Annotated in this window: 18 protein-coding genes; 14 read left to right on the forward strand and 4 right to left on the reverse strand. The window is 58.0% G+C overall.

The genetic code is table 11. The features are described from left to right. Positions 1 to 571: 571 nt before the first annotated feature. Positions 572 to 907 (reverse strand): BON domain-containing protein, encoded by a 336-nt coding sequence (locus tag LOC68_RS28710; protein WP_390623331.1) that lies wholly within the window; start codon positions 905 to 907, stop codon positions 572 to 574. Here LOC68_RS28710 and LOC68_RS01115 point away from each other — a divergent pair. From LOC68_RS01115 to LOC68_RS01125, 3 genes are all read left to right on the forward strand, one after another. Beyond that, positions 846 to 992: a hypothetical protein gene (locus LOC68_RS01115; RefSeq protein ID WP_230214583.1), complete on the forward strand. Its 147-nt coding sequence runs from the start codon at positions 846 to 848 to the stop codon at positions 990 to 992. The genes LOC68_RS28710 and LOC68_RS01115 overlap by 62 nt on opposite strands. A gap of 9 nt (positions 993 to 1,001) precedes the next feature. Beyond that, positions 1,002 to 1,208: a hypothetical protein gene (locus LOC68_RS01120; protein WP_230214584.1), complete on the forward strand. Its 207-nt coding sequence runs from the start codon at positions 1,002 to 1,004 to the stop codon at positions 1,206 to 1,208. 401 nt (positions 1,209 to 1,609) lie between these two features. Next, a complete protein-coding gene (locus LOC68_RS01125; protein ID WP_230214586.1) occupies positions 1,610 to 3,418 on the forward strand; it encodes a DUF3352 domain-containing protein in 1,809 nt (602 codons plus the stop codon). Positions 3,419 to 3,425: 7 nt separating this feature from the next. Here LOC68_RS01125 and LOC68_RS01130 read toward each other — a convergent pair whose 3' ends face one another. Then, complete coding sequence (locus LOC68_RS01130) at positions 3,426 to 4,547, reverse strand: Gfo/Idh/MocA family protein (protein ID WP_230214595.1); 1,122 nt, start codon at positions 4,545 to 4,547, stop codon at positions 3,426 to 3,428. Between the two features lie 228 nt (positions 4,548 to 4,775). Here LOC68_RS01130 and LOC68_RS01135 point away from each other — a divergent pair, with 228 nt between their 5' ends. The 8 genes from LOC68_RS01135 (at position 4,776) to LOC68_RS01170 (ending at position 12,988) form a co-directional block, all read left to right on the forward strand. Continuing rightward, positions 4,776 to 5,165 carry a response regulator transcription factor gene (locus tag LOC68_RS01135; protein ID WP_230214598.1) on the forward strand — a complete coding sequence of 130 codons (390 nt, stop codon included), beginning with the start codon at positions 4,776 to 4,778 and terminating at the stop codon, positions 5,163 to 5,165. Positions 5,166 to 5,786: 621 nt separating this feature from the next. Continuing rightward, a complete protein-coding gene (locus LOC68_RS01140; RefSeq protein ID WP_230214601.1) occupies positions 5,787 to 7,829 on the forward strand; it encodes a PrkA family serine protein kinase in 2,043 nt (680 codons plus the stop codon). 80 nt (positions 7,830 to 7,909) lie between these two features. Beyond that, positions 7,910 to 9,013, forward strand: a complete 1,104-nt coding sequence (locus LOC68_RS01145; protein WP_230214603.1) for a DUF444 family protein — start codon at positions 7,910 to 7,912, stop codon at positions 9,011 to 9,013. Between the two features lie 26 nt (positions 9,014 to 9,039). After that, positions 9,040 to 9,237 (forward strand): hypothetical protein, encoded by a 198-nt coding sequence (locus tag LOC68_RS01150; RefSeq protein WP_230214606.1) that lies wholly within the window; start codon positions 9,040 to 9,042, stop codon positions 9,235 to 9,237. A 45-nt stretch (positions 9,238 to 9,282) separates the two neighbouring features. Further along, positions 9,283 to 10,824: a SpoVR family protein gene (locus LOC68_RS01155; RefSeq protein WP_230214608.1), complete on the forward strand. Its 1,542-nt coding sequence runs from the start codon at positions 9,283 to 9,285 to the stop codon at positions 10,822 to 10,824. A 32-nt stretch (positions 10,825 to 10,856) separates the two neighbouring features. Continuing rightward, entirely contained in the window at positions 10,857 to 11,315 is a 459-nt protein-coding gene (locus LOC68_RS01160) for a hypothetical protein (protein ID WP_230214611.1), read from the forward strand. A 304-nt stretch (positions 11,316 to 11,619) separates the two neighbouring features. Then, positions 11,620 to 12,462 (forward strand): hydrogen peroxide-dependent heme synthase, encoded by an 843-nt coding sequence (hemQ, locus tag LOC68_RS01165; protein ID WP_230214614.1) that lies wholly within the window; start codon positions 11,620 to 11,622, stop codon positions 12,460 to 12,462. A gap of 34 nt (positions 12,463 to 12,496) precedes the next feature. Beyond that, the gene (locus tag LOC68_RS01170) at positions 12,497 to 12,988 is read left to right on the forward strand and encodes a hypothetical protein (RefSeq protein ID WP_230214617.1); all 492 of its coding nucleotides are present in this window, start codon (positions 12,497 to 12,499) and stop codon (positions 12,986 to 12,988) included. Between the two features lie 202 nt (positions 12,989 to 13,190). On the opposite strand, the gene LOC68_RS01175 is transcribed toward LOC68_RS01170, so the two are convergent. Beyond that, positions 13,191 to 14,084, reverse strand: coding sequence for a YdjY domain-containing protein (locus LOC68_RS01175; protein WP_230214620.1), 894 nt, complete (start codon positions 14,082 to 14,084; stop codon positions 13,191 to 13,193). Between the two features lie 130 nt (positions 14,085 to 14,214). On the opposite strand from LOC68_RS01175, the gene LOC68_RS01180 reads away from it, so the two are divergent. The 3 genes from LOC68_RS01180 to LOC68_RS01190 are packed head-to-tail and all read left to right on the forward strand — an operon-like array spanning position 14,215 to position 17,053. After that, complete coding sequence (locus LOC68_RS01180) at positions 14,215 to 16,035, forward strand: hypothetical protein (RefSeq protein ID WP_230214632.1); 1,821 nt, start codon at positions 14,215 to 14,217, stop codon at positions 16,033 to 16,035. A gap of 13 nt (positions 16,036 to 16,048) precedes the next feature. Further along, a complete protein-coding gene (locus LOC68_RS01185; protein WP_230214641.1) occupies positions 16,049 to 16,747 on the forward strand; it encodes a YggS family pyridoxal phosphate-dependent enzyme in 699 nt (232 codons plus the stop codon). Positions 16,748 to 16,750: 3 nt separating this feature from the next. After that, on the forward strand, positions 16,751 to 17,053 hold the full coding sequence (locus LOC68_RS01190; RefSeq protein ID WP_230214643.1) for a DUF167 domain-containing protein: 303 nt from the start codon (positions 16,751 to 16,753) through the stop codon (positions 17,051 to 17,053). 64 nt (positions 17,054 to 17,117) lie between these two features. On the opposite strand, the gene LOC68_RS01195 is transcribed toward LOC68_RS01190, so the two are convergent. Beyond that, complete coding sequence (locus LOC68_RS01195) at positions 17,118 to 17,780, reverse strand: hypothetical protein (RefSeq protein WP_230214646.1); 663 nt, start codon at positions 17,778 to 17,780, stop codon at positions 17,118 to 17,120. Between the last annotated feature and the right edge of the window lie 83 nt (positions 17,781 to 17,863).

Raw genomic sequence — 17,863 nt, forward strand, 5'->3', positions numbered from 1 at the left:
GCGCCATTCTTCCAAGCCAAGGAAGGCGCGCTCGTCTCCGGCGAACAAAGCCGAACGATGTTGCTTGGTCATGTGCGGCCGGAAGAAACGTTGCCGCCGGCTGAACAGGTTCCCCAGGGGCCGGTGGTGATCAACTACGACACGCAGCCGGTTTCGTACATGCCGCAGATGCAGCAGCCGACGCAACAAATGGCCCCGCAGCCGACGCTGAATCGCGAACACCTACGTACGACGACGATTCCGGTCCCGTCAACGTTGGAGCAACGTTTGATGTTGCAGAATGACAGCGGCATCCTCCGCAATCAAGTTCCCCAACAGAATTCGCCGGCGGCGTCTCCAAATCAGACGCCGGGACGTTATCAGCCGAGGACCTTCTATCAACAAGGCGCCTCGCAATACGTTGATCCGCAGCAGCAACAACAGCAACCGCGAACGGCGAATGTGCAGACGTACCAGTCGTGGCAACGAGAAGGGGCCGGCGGCATGCACGCCGGCGTGAACATCCGGAACTATCGCCCGGACTTCCACAACTCGGCCCAATTCAGCGAATATCTGGCGACCGGGCGTCGGCCTACTGCGGAAGCGGCTGTGGAGCAACCTGGAGGTCATTCTTTACCTCCACAACCCCTGGCTCCATCTTCACAAACCGTTCCGCCACAGTTTTCAGGTCCTCAGATTCAACCGTACCAGTCAACGTGGCCACAGAACCCTCCATCGCAACCGATACGTTAGGCCAAGGAAGAGAGCGACGGAGCGAACGGCCGACGACGGCGGAATTGATGGTCGGGTGATTGAACTTCACGACCATCTTGGTGGGGATTTGCTTCTGTTCGGAGGAGTTCCCCATGTTCTGGCCAAATCCCTGGTTGCCGAACATAGCGCTCATGCCGCGGGCGAACTGGCTCATCGCCGAGTTGCGGTTGCTGGATGACGTCGAACCGGTCGCTGACGAGCCGAACGGGTTGATCGCGTTGTTTTGCTGCATCTGCTGAGCGGCGGAGTTGATCTGCCCGGTACCGGAACTGCCCGTACCGGTCGAACTGCCGCTGGCGCTCGTTCCGCTCGAACTCGAGGAGCCGCTGGTCAGCGACTGGGGAGTGACCTGCGTCGCGTTAGAAAACGCCGAGGCCGACGGCGTAATCGAGTTGCCGATATTGCTGTTGCTGTTCCCGAAATTGCTCTGCGCTTGCGACAGCGTTTGGCCATGAACCAGACCGGCCAGCGACAGCACAGCGGCAGTCGGAAGCGCAGCCGTCAAAATATTCCACCGCATTTCGGCAAACTCCAAAAGATGAACCGCGCAGCACATCGCTATCATTGTCGCGAAAACCGGCCTGCCTGACAATGTTTTTCCGCGCCCGAAGGGGCTGGAATCGGCGGCGGACCGGGGCGTTTTCTGATCATCGACCAGCTAGCCCCCGTCGGTCACGGCATTTCGCTGGCGCCGAAATCTCCTTTGCGACCCCCAAAACCGGCGCCGTCCGGAGATTCTCGCATCAGTAACCTTCGAAACTTTTCCACAACCCGCGAAGTAATTGCTTACGTAACCCAAAAGAAGTGGTCCGGTTTCGGCCATTATCCTCCATTATTCGCAAGAAGGCGTTCTGACATGCGTCCTATTCTCGCTACCTCGCTCGTGCTCGCCGGCTGGTTTTTTGCCGGTGCAGCGTCGCTTCAGGCGGCTCGTCCCGCCGCATCCGACATTTTGCCTGACAATACGGTCATTTACGCTCGGCTGACCAATGTCAACGAGGTCAAAGAGAAGTTCGGCCAGACCTCGATCGGCAAGATGATGAACGACCCCCAGATGCAGCCGTTCGTCGCCGGCGTCTGGCTGGCGATCAACGATTCGGTCGCTCAGGTCGAAGATCAGGTCGGAATCAGCCTGGACGAGGTCCTCTCGATCCCCCAAGGGGAAATCGCCTTTTCCCTGGTGCCGCAGGAAAGCGGACCGCTGGCCTTTGTGATGTTTATCGACCTGGGGGACAACCCGGCGACTGCTCGCAAGGCGATGGAGACTCTGGAGGAACTCGCAACCGGCGACGGAGCGACCCTCGAATCGGAGACCTACAAAGAAACGAAGCTGAACATCATCAACGGACGCCGCGGACCGCTGGTTTACTGCGAACAAGATGAGACGCTCCTGTTGTCGAACCGGACCGAGGCGCTGGAAGATGTGATCGAGAACTGGGATGGCCTCCGTGAGAATCCGCTCTCGCAAAGCCAAAAGTTCGTCACCATCATGTCGAACTCGCGGGGGACGAAAGACGAGCCGCCGCAATTGTTCTGGTACGCCGATCCGATCGAAGCGGTCCGAGAGATCTCGGCCGGCGGCGCCGGGTCAGGCTACTTGCTCGCCTTTTTGCCGGTGCTGGGACTCGACGGCGTGAAGGCGGTCGGCGGCAGCCACATCATGGCGACCGAAGACTTCGACGCGATCTCACATCTGCATGTGATGCTCGAACGTCCGCGAACCGGCGTGCTGGCGATGATCGCGCCGCAGAATGCCGAGACGAAGCCGGAGATGTGGGTTCCGGCCGACGTCACCACTTACATGACCGTCAACTGGGACGTGGAGAAGACGTACAACGCCCTCGAAACGCTCTATGACAGCATCCGCGGCGAAGGGAAACTGGCCGAAGATATCGATCGCCGGATCAATAACCGGCTGAAGATCGACTTCAAAGCCGACATCATCGACAACCTGGATGGTCGCTTCACCCTGGTGCAGTGGTACGAGCCCCCGGCTCGCATCAACAGCCAAGGAACGCTGTTGGCGGCGAAAGTTCGCGACGCGGGCGCGGCTCGCCAGACGATGGAAACGATCGTCACCAACTTCTTTGAAGGGGATCTGGGGCTGACGATCGAACGTCACGAAATCGGCACGGCGACCTACTGGACCTTCATTCCGCCCGATCGTCCGCTGCCGGATGACATGGACGAAGTCCGTCGCCGCCGCATCGAGCGAGCTCGGCGGATGCGTCCGGAGCCGACCTTCGGCGTCATGGGCGAGTATATCTTCGTCGCCGATCGCCCCGGCCTGATCGAACAGGCGATCCGCACGCAAGCGACCGGCGATCGCCGTTTGTCCGACGATTTGAGCTACAAGCTGATGCTAAGCAAGCTGCAGCGTCAGGCAGGCGAACGCTCGATCAGCGCGATCAGCTTCTACAAGCCGGAACAGACGCTGCGGATGTGGTACGAACTGGCCGAAGCCGATTCGACCAAGGAGTTTCTCGGCAGTCGCGCCGAAGAGAACCAGTTCCTTGGGAACTTGAAAGCGCAAATGGAAGCGAATCCGCTCCCGCCGTTTTCGGTCATCTCGAAGTACATGGCGCCGAGCGGCGGCATCTGGATCAACGACGAATCAGGCATCCACTACATCGCCTTCCAGCTCAAGCGTGAGGAAGGCCTGTAACGGATCGCTACTTTTTGTCGATCGGCAATCGCCGGATCGCGCCGGGAACGACCGTTTGATGGGTCTCGGTGCTATGGATCGCGGCGAAGCAGAGCGACAGACTGAACAGATTGTCGGCGGCCGAGTGACTCGGCCGCCGATTTTCTTCAATCGCACAGAGCAGTTCCCCCATCGACCCATGAAAGCCGTCGGGGAACCAGCTGCCGACCAGATCGGGCTGACTGACGCCGTCCGCCGTGTAGAGCGTCAGCTGTTGCTCTTTTTCGTTCGGCCCGATGCTGTAAACGCTTCCCTGGTCGCCGGCGATATAGGTGCGATCCTGACGGCCGTAAATCGTTGCGGCGTCGAAGGAGAGGGACGCCTGGGCGTGCTCAAATTCGAACGCCACTTGGGCGCCGAGCGGCGGCATCATCGTCTGCGTCTTGGTTCGGGTGGTCGAAGCGAAGACCCGCAGCGGCGTTTGATTGCGGAGGAGGCAATGGATCATGTCGAACCAGTGGATCGCGTAGTCGTAGAGGATCAAATGCTTGATCTCGGCGAACGGAGTCCCCTCGGTCCAGCGATGGTCCCATTCGATCGACATGTGAACGCCGTTGACGTCACCCAGCAGCCCACGACGAACCGCTTCGCGGGCATAACTGAAATGGGGCGCCCAGCGTCCGTTTTGATTGACCGCCAACTTGCGATCGCAGCTCTCCGACAGCGCGACCAGGCGTTCGCCGACGTCGAGATCGAGCACGAACGGCTTTTGACTCAGCACATGCTTGCCGGCCAAGAGGGCCGCTTCGATCAGCGGAGGGCGGACCGCGGGGTGCGTTGCAATGTCGACCACTTCGACGTCGTCGCGAGCCAGCAGGTCGGCGGCGTTTTGAAAGACGGCGGCGTCGGGATAGAATTCAGCGCGGCGCCGCTCCGCATTTTCGAGATTCACATCGCAGAATGCGACAACACGATAGCCGGCCGCTTTGTAGGCGGTCAGGTGGTCCTTGGTGATTCCGCCGCAGCCAATCAGGCCAATTCCCGGATGGTAGCTTTGCGGGTCTTGGGGGCGATACGGGAGGTCAGGCGCGGGTACGAGATCTTGTGAGCCAGACGGGGGGACGGTTTTTCTCGTTTTTTCCGGAGTCACGGGGAAGCGGAGCCTCGGGGTGCAAGGGAAAATGTCGTCACAATGGGCGATGGTCAGTTCGCATTTTGGGGGCGAATTCGATGTCTATAACAGTAGGCTTCGGTCGCCGGGAAGCAATTCTAGAGAAGCGTGGGGATGTTGCATCTGGGACGTAAATCAGGTAGTACTGGAGAATTACGCACCAGCTGCTTGCATCGGCAACCCACCGGACGTAGGGCGATATACCGCATGAGCGAAGACACGACCAAAGAAACGGACAGGAAGCGAATTCTGTTGGTCGACGATGACGCCGAAATCGTCGAGACCCTCCGTTACGCTCTTGAATCGCGCGGATACGAGACCATCGTCGCTCGCGACGGAAATCAAGGTCTGGCGCTGGTCGAACGCGAAGATCCCGATCTGGTGATCCTCGACATGATGATGCCGAAGCGGAGCGGATTCCTGGTGCTCGAGAAGCTGCGCCAAACGCGTCCTGTCCCAATTCGGGTCATTATGGTGACCGCTAACGAGGGGAGCCGGCACAAGGCCTACGCCGAAATGCTGGGGGTCGACGACTACATCCGCAAGCCGTTCCCGATGGACCGGCTGCTCGAAAGCGTCGAAAGACTGCTGAAATAGGCTCGCAGGAAGTCCTTATTCCTGCGTATTTTCGCGCCGATCTGGCAATCTACGCCGAGCTGGAAACAGTCTCACGCGAAAACTCCTGCTCATTTCTTGAGATTTTAAAAAATTTGCAGGGGTGGTTTTCGATTCTTGAAATGTACGAAAACCATTGTGATTCAACGGCTTTCCAATTCGTTCCATTTTTCACAATGCGGCCGGTCGACGCAAACCGCAAAAACTTTCTATTGCTACGTATCGGGAGTCGACCGATACTTGCAAGTGAGGGTTAAACGTTATCAGGCTCGTGGTGGTAAATGCGCCTGCATAACGAGGTTTTCGTTCCTCGATTAACCTTCGCTTCTTTCGTCGCGATCTTTTTAAATCTCTGCGCGCCGTGTGGTTCATGCTCTCCATTGGGAACGTGCATGCGCGTGCGCAGAAGGAAAAGGTCGTAGCGGGAAAGCGAGCGGGTCGTGGTACGACCGCCTCCCTGGTTCATCGCATTAGACGTAGGCGCAAGTCGACGTCGCATCAAAAATTCTCCGCCCCAGTCGGCTCATGCGCCGATCGACGCATTTTTCGTTTCGGCGAAAGTAAGCAGCTTGGCTGCCGTGGGAGAAGGAGGGTGATATTCGGATGGCGAAGGGCTCAGACATCGTCGCTCTGCTTACCGAGCGACAGAATCTAGAACAGTTCCGCAAAAAGAACTGGCAGGGAAGCTTTCTGGAATACCTCGACCTGGTCGCGGAAAACCCGCTGATCGTCCGCAACGCGTTCCAACGCTGCTACGACATGATCATGGGTTATGGCGTCGAACAGTACGAGGAGTCACGGGAACTCCGCACGCATTACAAGTTCTTTGATGATCCGGTCGACGGCGGTCGCGACGCGATCTTCGGCCTGCGAGACGCGCAGATCCAATTGGTCAACGCACTGAAGAGTGCGGCCAACGGCTACGGCATCGAAAAACGCGTTCTCTTGTTGCACGGACCAGTCGGCAGCAGCAAAAGCACGATGGCGCGGCTTCTGAAGAAAGGGCTCGAACGCTACTCGGCGCAAGACGATGGCGCCCTTTATTCGCTCGGCTGGGTCGTGCCTGGGGACGACAACGTTCATTGGTGCCCAATGAACGAAGAGCCGCTTCACCTGATTCCTGACGCTCATCGAGCGGAAGTCGCGGCGCGTTTTAACACGGACGCGCCGCACCTCCGCTACCCGGTCAAGATCACGGGCGACTTGTGCCCGTTCTGCCGCTTCATGTTCAACGAAGCGCTCCACCAGAAAGGTGGCGACTGGGGAAGCGTCGTTAAAGACGTCCGGGTACGCCGGATCTTGCTCAGTGAGCAGGACCGGGTCGGCATCGGCACCTTCCAGCCGAAGGACGAAAAGAACCAGGACTCGACCGAACTGACCGGCGACATCAACTATCGCAAGATCGCTGAGTACGGTACCGACAGCGATCCCCGGGCCTTCAACTTTGACGGTGAATTCAACGTCGCCAACCGCGGCATCGTGGAGTTTATCGAAGTCTTGAAGCTCGATGTGGCGTTCCTGTACGACCTGCTCGGCGCGAGCCAGGAACATAAGGTCAAGCCGAAGAAATTCGCCCAGACCGACATCGACGAAGTGATTCTCGGTCATACGAACGAGCCGGAATATCGCCGCTTGCAGAATAACGAGTTCATGGAAGCGCTCCGCGATCGTACGGTCAAGATCGACGTTCCGTACGTCACGCGATTGTCGGACGAGATCAAGATCTACGAGAAGGACTACAACAGCGAACGAGTCAAAGGGAAGCATATCGCACCGCACACCATTGAGATGGCGGCAATGTGGGCGATTTTGACTCGGCTGGAAGAGCCGAAAAACGCCAACTTGACGCTCATGCAAAAGCTGAAGCTGTATGACGGCAAGACTTTGCCAGGCTTCACCGAAGAGAACGTCAAAGAGCTGAAGACCCAGACGAAGCGGGAAGGGATGCTTGGCATTTCGCCACGGTACGTCCAGGACAAGATCTCCAACGCCTTGGTGGCTCATCCTGACGCCACTTCGATTAACCCGTTCATGGTGCTCAACGAACTCGAGACAGGGCTGAAGAATCACTCCCTGATTACGAGCGAAGAGCAGCGTGACCACTATCGCGAACTGTTAGAAGTGGTGAAGGAAGAGTACGAGAACATCGTGAAGAACGAAGTTCAGCGTGCCATCGCCGCCGACGAAGACGCGATGCAGCGTTTGTGCGCCAATTACATTGACAACGTCAAGGCGTACACGCAGCGGGAAAAGGTCAAGAACAAGTTTACCGGTCAATACGAAGAGCCTGACGAACGCTTGATGCGGTCGATCGAAGAAAAGATCGACATTCCGGATAGTCGCAAAGACGACTTCCGCCGCGAAATCATGAACTACATCGGCGCTCTCTCGATCGACGGCAAGAAGTTCGACTACAAAACCAACGAACGCTTGTACAAAGCGTTGCAATTGAAACTGTTCGAGGATCAGAAGGACTCGATCAAACTCACTAGTCTCGTCTCGAACGTGATCGACCAAGATACGCAAGAGAAGATTGACGTGGTGAAAGGTCGGCTGATTCGCGATTACGGCTACGACGACGAAAGTGCGACCGACGTGTTGAACTTCGTCGCCAGCATCTTTGCCCGAGGAGACGTCAAGAACTAACGTTCTACTGCGGCTGGGTGCGAAAGAATCCGCTTGTTTAGATTCGTCGGCAAGACTGCTGACGAGAAGGAGCCCTGAACGTGTCGTTAAAGATTGACCGTGATGCGTCTCGTTTCAAGGAGATTGTGCGAGGACGTATTCGCAGCAACCTCCGGAAGTACGTGACGCATGGCGAGATGATCGGCCGCAAGGGGAAGGATCTCGTCAGCATCCCCGTACCGCAGCTCGACGTTCCCCATTTTCGCTACGGCAAAAATGAAGGAGGCGTCGGGCAAGGGGAGGGGAAGGTCGGCGATCCGGTCGGTCGCGGTCAAGATGGCGACGGCGCCGGCGAAGCCGGCTCGGAACCAGGGCGTCACCTTCTGGAAGTCGAAGTATCGCTCGATGAACTCGCGGCGATGCTCGGCGACGAGCTGGAGCTGCCGAAGATCCAGCCCAAAGGGGACGCCAATCTGAAGCAAGAGCGGCATCGCTACGACAGCATCCGCAGCAGCGGTCCTGAATCGCTCCGCCACTTCCGCCGGACGTTCGTCAAAGCGCTTCGCCGGCAAATCGCTTCCGGCGGGTACTCGCCCGACAAGCCGGTCATCATTCCGATCCGGGAGGATACTCGCTATCGCGCCTGGTCGACGATCGAGCAGCCGGAAGCGAACGCGGCGATCATCTACATGATGGACGTCTCCGGTTCGATGACCGACGAGCAAAAGCAAATCGTGCGAACCGAAGCGTTCTGGATCGACACTTGGTTAAAGAGCCAGTACAGCGACGTCGAACGTCGCTACGTGATTCATGACGCGGCGGCCAAGGAAGTGGACGAAGAGACTTTTTATCACACGCGGGAAAGCGGCGGGACGCGGATCAGCACCGCTTACAAAACGGCGGCCGAGATCATCGATCGCGACTTCCCGGCGAGTCAGTGGAACATCTACTGCTTCCAGTTCTCCGATGGAGACAACTGGGGCGAAGATAACCAGCGTTGCATGCGAATGCTGGAAGAGAAGTTTTTACCCATCTGCAACCTGTTTTGTTATGGCCAAGTCGAGAGCCCTTACGGCAGCGGCGAATACATTCGTTCGCTCGCCGGTCACTTCGGCCGCGGTCACGAGAACTTGATCCTTTCCGAGATCGAAGATCGCGCTGCGATCTACGAGTCGATCAAGACATTCTTGGGAAAGGGGAAGTAGTTCGTTAACTCAATAAGGAACCAATGATGGATACCCATGCAGAACGTCACAAATACCAGGTGAGCGTCGGTCACACCTCGGTCATCGTGCAGTCCAACTCGCCGACGGATGCGATTCGGGCCGCGCGAGAAAAAATGTGCCGCGATTTTCCCCGCTTGTGGGACGTGATCTCCAAGCTGGCCGACAGTCGCTTTCAAGTATTGGATCTCTGGCCTGCGGCCTAATTGACCGCAGTCGCCGGCGAAAAATCGTTGGGAGAAAGACGGATCATGCCCATTACCAATCGGACCTTTGCGAATCTTCCCGCGGAGCTGGTCGACGTCCAGCTGCAGATGGAAGAATATGCCGCCGGGTATGGGCTCGACTTTTTCCCGACGATTTTTGAGCTGGTCAACGTCGACCAGTTGAACGCGATCGCCGCTTACGGCGGCTTCCCGACTCGCTATCCGCACTGGCGGTTCGGGATGGAGTACGAAAAGCTGTCGCGCGGCTACCACTACGGCTTGCAGAAGATCTACGAGCTGGTGATCAATAACGATCCCTGCTACGCCTACTTGTTGTCGAGCAACGAGTTTTCCGACCACAAGCTGGTGATGGCCCACGTCTATGGGCACTGCGACTTCTTCAAGTGCAACTATTGGTTCAGCCAGACCAATCGCAAGATGATCGACAACATGGCGAATCACGGCAACCGGATTCGTCGCTACATGGATCGATTTGGGGTCGAAGAGGTCGAGAACTTCATCGACAACTGCCTCAGCATTGAGGACCTGATCGACATCCACTCGCCGTTCATCCGTCGGTACGCGCCCGACGAATCAAGTCAATTCAAGTCGCCGACCGACGCGGGCGAAGCTGAGCTTCCCCAGTCGCGGCGACTACCGGCCAAAGGGTACATGGATTCGTTCATCAATCCCGCGCCGCGCGGCGGAGACGATCTGCCGGCGATGCGCGAGACCAAAGCGATCCATGCGCCCGCCGAGCCGATGAAGGACGTCATGCTGTTTCTGCTGCAATATGCGCCGCTCAGCCAATGGCAACTCGACGTCCTCTCGATCATTCGGGACGAAGCGTACTACTTTGCCCCGCAAGGGCAGACCAAGATCATGAACGAAGGTTGGGCCACCTACTGGCACTCGACCATCATGACGCGGCACGGCCTGAACGCGTCGGAGGTGATCAGCTACGCCGACCATACCTCGGGCACGCTTGCGACCAGCCCGTCACGACTGAATCCGTACAAATTGGGGCTGGAACTCCTCCGCGACGTCGAAGATCGCTGGAACCGCGGCTGCTTTGGTCCCGAGTACGACGACTGCGACGACATGCGGGAGCGAGCCGACTGGGACAAACAACTGGGCCTGGGACGTCAAAAAATCTTCGAGGTCCGCCGGATCCATAACGACCTGACCTTTATTGACGAGTTCCTGACGCTCGACTTCTGTCGGCAGAACAAGCTGTTCCAGTTCGGCTACAACAAGCACGCCGACTATTACGAAATTGAAAGCCGCGAGTTTCCAAAGGTGAAGCAGCAACTGCTCTTCAGCTTGACCAACATGGGGCGGCCCGAAATCTACGTAAAGGATGGAAACTATAAGAACCGAAGCGAACTTTACCTTCAGCATCGTTTCAACGGAGTGGAGCTGAAGCTCAATTACGCACATGACACGCTCAAGAATCTGTACGCCCTGTGGCGTCGGCCGGTCCATATCGAGACCGTCTTGGACGATCATGTGACCATTGTCTCGTTCGACGGAACGAATCACGAGATCAAGAAAACGGATGAGAAAGTGGTCGCGGCGGAAGGCTAACCGCCACGCACGACCCAGAGGGCAAAACCATCATGTCGCAATCCATTCAAAAACAACTCGACGCGCACGGAACAAAACCTCGCGATCTCGACATTTCGCTCCCCGGCGGCAAGCTCCGCTTGAAAGACGCCTCGGTCGAAGCGGTCGGCGTTTCGGCCAGCGGCGCCCACTACGCCCCCAACAAAAACTGGGACGTCGGCGGCGATGCAGGCCAACGCCTGGCCGGCAAGCTGAAGAGCCGCGTCAATTATCTGCTCGAGCCGCTCGAAGTGATCGAGACCGAAGAAGATTCGATCTTGCTGCGTTCCGACAAGCCGCACCAATCGGAGGAAGACCGCAGCTACTACGAAGGTTGGGCCAAGCCCGACGGCTTCGATTTGCACCGCTATGCGGCCGCTCCGAAACAACCGCGGCAATCAACGCCGCTGCGGATGACGCGAGACGTCGTCGAGCGATTAGCCCGCGACCTGGATGGCCTTTCTGGCGAATAGAAGAATAGAACACGGATGCCACGGATAAATCACGGATTTTCACCGTAAGGCAGAAAAAAGGGATCGATTCGTAAGCGTGGGAGATTGCCATTCGTTTCACCCCCTTTTCAAGATTCAAATCCCTACTTTCTTACCGTGGCTTTCCGTGTCGTCAGCTGTGGCTTCCGTGTTCAATTCTTCACGACCTGCCGTAAGGCCAAGTTTGCCCGAAAGCAGGCATCTACTTCTGGAGAGTTGGGCGATTTGCTACGATTGGGGATGTCGTTTTGGACTGCATCCTGTCATCTAGCAAAGCTGTTTTCGCATGAGTCACGGTCGCCCTGGTCAAACGCCTCCCCCCCCGCCGTCGATTATTCCGACCGAAGGTTGGCATTGCGCTCACTTCTTCTACTCGTTCGATCGGGCCCTGTTAGGGGCGTTCGACTTTGACGAAATGGAAGCGGGACGAGCCGAACTGATGCAGATCCTCAATCCCGAGGAAGGCGCCGTCGAGCGACTGCAGACTTCGATCGTCAGCGGACACAAGGCTGACTTCGGCGTGATGATCATGGATCCTGATCCGCTCAAGGTCGACTCGATCCATCAGTCGATTCTGGCGTCGACCCTCGGTCCGGCGATTCAAGCGACTTACTCGTTCATCTCGCTGTCGGAAGTCTCGGAATACGTTCCGTCGGTCGAGCAGTATGGCGAACGTCTGGTGCGCGACGGCGAAGTCGCCGGCAGCGAAGCGTACGAAGCGAAGGTCAACGCCTATCGTCAGCGCGAGCCGATGATGCGGAAGCAGCGGCTGACGCCGGAGTTTCCTCAGTGGCCGGCGACCTGCTTCTATCCGATGAACAAAAAGCGCAAGGTCGGCGAGAACTGGTTCACGCTCCCGTTCAGCGAACGGAACGCGCTGATGGCTGAACATGCGCAAAGCGGCATGCAGTTCGCCGGGCGGGTGTCGCAGTTGATCACGGTCAGCGTCGGACTCGACGATTGGGAATGGGGCGTGACCCTGTGGGCCCGCAATCCCGAATACCTGAAAGAGATCGTCTACAAGATGCGGTTTGATGAAGCGAGCGCCCGCTACGCCGAATTCGGACCGTTTTACACCAGCTACGTCTGCACCGCGGAAGAAATGCTCAACCATTGCCGCGTTCGCTAAAAGCGGGCGGCCTTTTTCGAGTTAGGCGAACGGGATGGCAAAAGACAATCGGCCGCTGCGACTCAGCGATATCGCTCGCCCGGAACTGGGCGAAGGGGAGGCCAACCCGTTTGCCGAACGCCACGATCCCGAGCCGGCGAGCGAACAACAATTCGCAGCTGGCGAAACCTATCGGACCGGCGACTTTGAAACGACGGTCGGTCATCGCGGCGGCTTTTTGCTGGTGCTCGGCCTGGTCGGCGTCGTCGTGGCGATCACTCCCTTGGTCCTGGCCTTCTTCTTCCCCGACGACCGCGTGCTGCTCCTGCTCGTTCAGCCCTTTTTGGGGCTGTTGTTCGGCGGGCCGGCCTGGCTGATGGGGCGCAGCGATTTGAAGGCGATGCAAGTTGGCGCGATGGACAACCGCGGACGGGGCAGAACTCGCGCTGCGATGATCTTCGGCGCCATCGCCACCGCCAGCGTATTCTTGATGCTGCTCGGCGTAGTGACCTGGATCTTCGCCAGCATCTTGGGCGTGAACGTTTAGAAATCGGTTAGCCCAGGTAGCTCCGCTACCTGGGACGACGAAGTCGGCAGGAAGCATCAATCCGACCCGACCTCAATAGCGGCGGAAATTTACCGTTTGAGATTGCAGTACTATTCTTTGCCATGCGCCGCCAATTGATGCTTCCTGCGGCTGCGCCGCCCTGGTAGCAAGAGCTACCACGGCTAACCGTGTAACTGGGACGTTACTCGGTCGCTACTTCCTTCTCTGCCGGCTTTTCCGCTTCGCTTGTTTCGGCTGCCGGTACTTCGGTCTCGGTCTTCGGCTCTTCTTTCGTTTCCGACTTCGGTTCTTCCTTCACCTCTTCCTTCGGCATCGGTTCCGGCTTTTCGATCGGCTGCGGATTCTTTTCGTCGATCGCCGGTTTGGCTTCTTCCTTCTTGAACTTCGGGACGAAGAAGAGTCGGACCTTGGTTCCTTCCGGCGGGATGCGGTCGGTGAACGCTTCGTAGCTCAGGTTGGCGTTTTCCTGGCTGCTTTCGATCGGCAAGTCGAGAGTCGCCGTCGGAAAGTTGCTGACGCAGACCAGGTCGCCCGATTCGGCAGTGTAGACCTTTTCGCCGTTCCGTTCGTCGTTCCAGAAATAACTGCCGGCGAACACCCAGTTCGTGTCGAGGGTATCCTTCGTTCCTGTCTTGCGAACCCAATCCTTGGCGTTGGCGATTTGCGTCTTCCCTTTGTCGTCTTTCCACTGGACGTAGATGGCGATTTCTTCGCCGCTCGCAGGCTTGAATTCCGGCGAGAATTTCACCGGCGTCCCTTGTTGGGCGCCGATCGCGATCAGCCCGGCATGCAACATCATCGCCTTGATCGGGACCGATACGATCGATTCGTGCTCTTTGGTTCCCTGCAGACAGGCGAACATCTCCAGCGTCCCTTTCCGCAGGCAGATTTCGCCGTCGGCGATCACCATTTTTCGTCCCCGGTCAAACCAGATCGGATGCTGGTCCGAGAGTTTGCGGACCTCTGATTTCTCGGGGGGCTGCTCCTTGGCGTCGGAGGCGTCTTTTTGGGCCCAAACGACCGAAACGAGGCCGCAAAAGAGGATGCAAGTCGCCGCAATTTGGCTGGTACGCATGGTGGAGCCCCATTTTCTGAGCTGAAGGGGGAAGGCAATCAATTGGCACACTGTTAAGATAGTGCGGTTCCGCGTTTTGGTCTACGTCGAGCATTATTTCGTTTCCCGGTACGAAAGACGTTAAGAAAAAATGATTCAGTCAACCGCCTCGACCCATTCGATGGGCGTCGCCACGGAAGAATCGGTTGCCGAGAGCAAAAAGTGGGCTGTCTGCGCGTCGAAATTTCGCCGCCGCTGTAAGCTCGACGACTGGAAAAGCTGGGGCGAATATCTGACCGAGCGAAAGCTGCCGACGCCGCTGCAAGAGTTGGTCAGCGGCAAGAAAGAATCGCCGCTCGCGTGGGCTTACTTGCCGGACGAATCGATCGATGCGCGGACCTTTGATTGGATCGAATCGCTCAGCAAAGTCGCTCGCGGCAAATCGGTCAAATGCGATTGGCAAGCGACTGCCGACGAGTGGCTCTCAATCGCCGGCAAGCGAGCCGCCGAGCGGAACCTGGCGATCGAAATGATCGCGTGGGGACACGCATTGCCGAAGCTGACCGGCAAGCTGAGCGAATCAACCTGGTGGAGCCTCTTGAGCTTCCTCTATCAAACGGCTCAAGACGCGCTCGCCGCCAATTTTGAAGACCATGTGCCGGAACAATTTCTCGCCGGCGAACTGCCGCTGACCCTGGCGTATCAATTCCCGGAAATCCAAGCGTGCGCCGAACTGGCCAAGCCAGCCGCGGCGGTGATCAGCGACGGCATCGACAATCTGCTCGACGGCCAAGGGATGCCGTCGGTCGAGAATCTGCCGAGCCTGCGGGGGCTGCTCGCCTGTTGGACCCGCTCTCTGGTCCTCGGAAAAGAGCTGAAGGAAGCGAAGTTCCACAAAGATGCGATCTCGCAATACTCGTGGGCCGTCCGTCAGGCGATTCGCGTTACTCGCGGCGACGGTAGCCAGGTCCTCTCAAGCGGCATCGGCAGCCGTTACGCCAAACATCTGTTCCAAACGGCGCTGCTGTTGGCGGACGACGCCGAAGATCTGCAAATCGCCGAGTTTGCGCTTCCCGGTAAGACGACCAAGGAAAACGTCTCGGAGTGGTCGCTCGACGAGTCGTCGTACGAATCGGAATGGGCTCAATTGGCGATCCTGCGGACTGATTGGTCGCAGCGTTCTCCCCGCCTGGCGATTGATTACTCCGGCGACGACGTGAAGATTGAGCTCGAGTCGGAAGGGGAGATTCTGGCCGCCGGACTTTGGAAGCCGCGGATCTCGCTCGACGGTCAGGAGCTCGCTTGCAAAGACGAGTGGCAGCAAGTTGGTTGGCTCGCCGATGAAGATGGCGATTACCTCGAACTGGAAGTCGACCTGACCGGCGGTCATCGCCTGCAACGGGCGTTTTTCCTGGCTCGCGAAGATCAATTCCTGATCATCGCCGACGCGGTGATGCTGAAAGACCAGTCTGGCGATATCGCCTACGAACTTCCGCTCCCGCTCGCCGGCGCAGTCGAAACGACCGTCGCGGACGAAACGTGCGAGATGGAGCTGAAAAAAGGAAAGGGTTGGAGCCGCGTCCTGCCGCTCGCGCTACCAGAATGGCGAATCGACACCAGCCGCGGCCGCTTTGAGCGAGAAGAAGGACAACCGATCCTGCAAATTCGCTCGCAAGCGAAGAACCTCTACGCGCCGCTCTTGTTCGATCTGAAGCGTGGCCGGCGGATGAAGCATTACACCTGGCGGCAGTTGACCGTCGCCGAGAACCTGGAGATTCAATCGCGGGAAACGGCGGTTGGATATCGGTTCCAGCTGAACGACCAGAACTGGATGCTTTATCGCTCGTTTACCGAAAAGGCGAACCGAACGGTCATGGGGGTCAATCTGACGTCGGAATGCGTCATCGCTCGTTACGACGGCGAGGACGGGATCAACCGCATGTTGGAAATTGAGCACGCCGATACGGAGTAGTGCGAGACCCGTCATGCAAACGGCTCAGCAAAAGCGCTTGGCGGAAAATCTGGCGGAGGTTCGGGGACGCATCGCCGACGCCGCCGATCGCGCCGGTCGATCGGAGAGCGACGTTCGCCTGATCGCCGTCACCAAGTACGTCGACGTCGAAACGGTCGAAGCGCTGCTCGATCTGGACTGCCACGATCTAGGAGAGAGCCGGCCGCAGCAACTTTGGCAGCGGGCCGAGCAGTTCGCCGATCGCGTGGTGCGCTGGCACATGATCGGCCATCTGCAAACCAACAAGGCGAAACGGACCGCCGCGGTCACATCGCTGCTCCATTCGGGCGACAGTTTGCGTCTGTTGGAAGCGCTCGACGCCGCAGCGCCCGAGCGCCCGCTGCAGACCTTGCTCGAAATCAACATCTCTGGCGACGCCGCCAAACATGGGATCGCTCCAGACGAAGCGGCGCAGGTGCTGGAAGCGGCGGCGAAACTGCCGCATCTCTCGATCCGTGGGCTGATGGGCATGGCGGCGCTCGAGGGAGGCGTCGACGTCGCCCGACGGAATTTCGCGGCGCTCCGCGAACTACGCGACAAGTTGGCGATCGACGCCCCAGAGAACGTGCGTCTCGACGAACTTTCGATGGGAATGAGCGGCGATTTTGAAGCGGCGATCGAAGAAGGCGCCACGATGGTTCGCGTCGGATCGTCTCTCTTCGAAGGAATCTAAACGGTGATCGACTTGCAGCCGCATGCCAGCGGCGTCATCTTGCCGGTTCGTGCGCTCCCTGGCGCCAAAAAGAATGAACTGCGGGGAGAGCAGGAGGGGGCGCTGAAGGTTTCGGTCACCGCCGCTCCGGAAGATGGAAAAGCGAACAAGGCGATCGTCGAACTGCTCGCCAAAAAGCTGAAGCTACGCAAGTCGCAGCTCGAAATTATCTCTGGGCAAACGAGCCGGCAAAAGAAGGTGCTGGTCGCCGACGTTGAGCTAACCGACCTGCAAGAGAAGATCGCCGCCGTGCTGGAAAGCGGTTAACGAGAAAAGGGGAGCCGAAATTCGGCTCCCCTTCGTCATTCTGTCGATTTGACGTTGGCGGCGACTACTGGGCCAACGCGTCGTCGATCGATTTCTTCAGTTCGGCGACGATGTCGACCTGGAATTCTTCATCCGGGATGCCATGTTCGTCGCAGATCTTCTTGGTTTCGGCAACGAACTCTTTCAGCTCATCGTCGGAGACGTTCGATTTGATTTCCCAGTTTCCTTCCGGGCCCCGTTCGGCGATCTTTTCCATGGCCGGATCGAGGTTGTCCATGGTGATCGTCTTGTCAAACAAACCATGGGCGGCGCGGTCGAGCTGCTTCTTGGCGTCCGCCTTTTCTTCTTCCGACAGCCCCGAGTTCTTCAGGTAGGTCGATTCGACGACGATCACCGGAATCGCCGAGATGACCGGCGATTCGCCGATGTTCTCGAAGATCTTGCCGAGCTGTTCGTCGCTGATTTCGCCCGACTTGTAGCCCGACGCGATCCGGTCGATCTGCTCCTTCATGCCGATCTTCTGGTCTTCCGGCAGTTCCGACTCGTCGATGGCCTGCGTGACGACGCTGGCGAACAGCCCAACCCCGAGCGACTTGATGTTCGACATGATGTAGTAGCCAACGCCGCAGGCGATGACGACCATCAGAATGATGGCCACCAAGCAGCCGAGCAATACTTTCGGTACGGCGCTACCGCCGCTTTTTTGAGGTGCGTTTCCTGTCGCCATGTTGCTTCTCCCTGAAGTCTTTGTTTTGTGGGGGGGCGGATTGGACTATCGATCAGTTCGTCAGAAGGGACGAAATCTTTCCG

This window comes from Blastopirellula sediminis (assembly GCF_020966755.1).
GTDB classification, from domain to species: Bacteria; Planctomycetota; Planctomycetia; order Pirellulales; family Pirellulaceae; genus Blastopirellula; species Blastopirellula sediminis.

Coding starts and splice junctions, on each gene's coding strand:
- LOC68_RS01170 (WP_230214617.1), top strand. CDS start 12,497: ATGGCAAAAGACAATCGGCCGCTGCGACTCAGCGATATCGCTCGCCCG.
- LOC68_RS01135 (WP_230214598.1), top strand. CDS start 4,776: ATGAGCGAAGACACGACCAAAGAAACGGACAGGAAGCGAATTCTGTTG.
- LOC68_RS01180 (WP_230214632.1), top strand. CDS start 14,215: ATGATTCAGTCAACCGCCTCGACCCATTCGATGGGCGTCGCCACGGAA.
- LOC68_RS01115 (WP_230214583.1), top strand. CDS start 846: ATGTTCTGGCCAAATCCCTGGTTGCCGAACATAGCGCTCATGCCGCGG.
- LOC68_RS28710 (WP_390623331.1), bottom strand. CDS start 907: ATGAGCCAGTTCGCCCGCGGCATGAGCGCTATGTTCGGCAACCAGGGA.
- LOC68_RS01140 (WP_230214601.1), top strand. CDS start 5,787: ATGGCGAAGGGCTCAGACATCGTCGCTCTGCTTACCGAGCGACAGAAT.
- LOC68_RS01125 (WP_230214586.1), top strand. CDS start 1,610: ATGCGTCCTATTCTCGCTACCTCGCTCGTGCTCGCCGGCTGGTTTTTT.
- LOC68_RS01195 (WP_230214646.1), bottom strand. CDS start 17,780: ATGGCGACAGGAAACGCACCTCAAAAAAGCGGCGGTAGCGCCGTACCG.
- hemQ (WP_230214614.1), top strand. CDS start 11,620: ATGAGTCACGGTCGCCCTGGTCAAACGCCTCCCCCCCCGCCGTCGATT.
- LOC68_RS01150 (WP_230214606.1), top strand. CDS start 9,040: ATGGATACCCATGCAGAACGTCACAAATACCAGGTGAGCGTCGGTCAC.
- LOC68_RS01160 (WP_230214611.1), top strand. CDS start 10,857: ATGTCGCAATCCATTCAAAAACAACTCGACGCGCACGGAACAAAACCT.
- LOC68_RS01175 (WP_230214620.1), bottom strand. CDS start 14,084: ATGCGTACCAGCCAAATTGCGGCGACTTGCATCCTCTTTTGCGGCCTC.
- LOC68_RS01155 (WP_230214608.1), top strand. CDS start 9,283: ATGCCCATTACCAATCGGACCTTTGCGAATCTTCCCGCGGAGCTGGTC.
- LOC68_RS01185 (WP_230214641.1), top strand. CDS start 16,049: ATGCAAACGGCTCAGCAAAAGCGCTTGGCGGAAAATCTGGCGGAGGTT.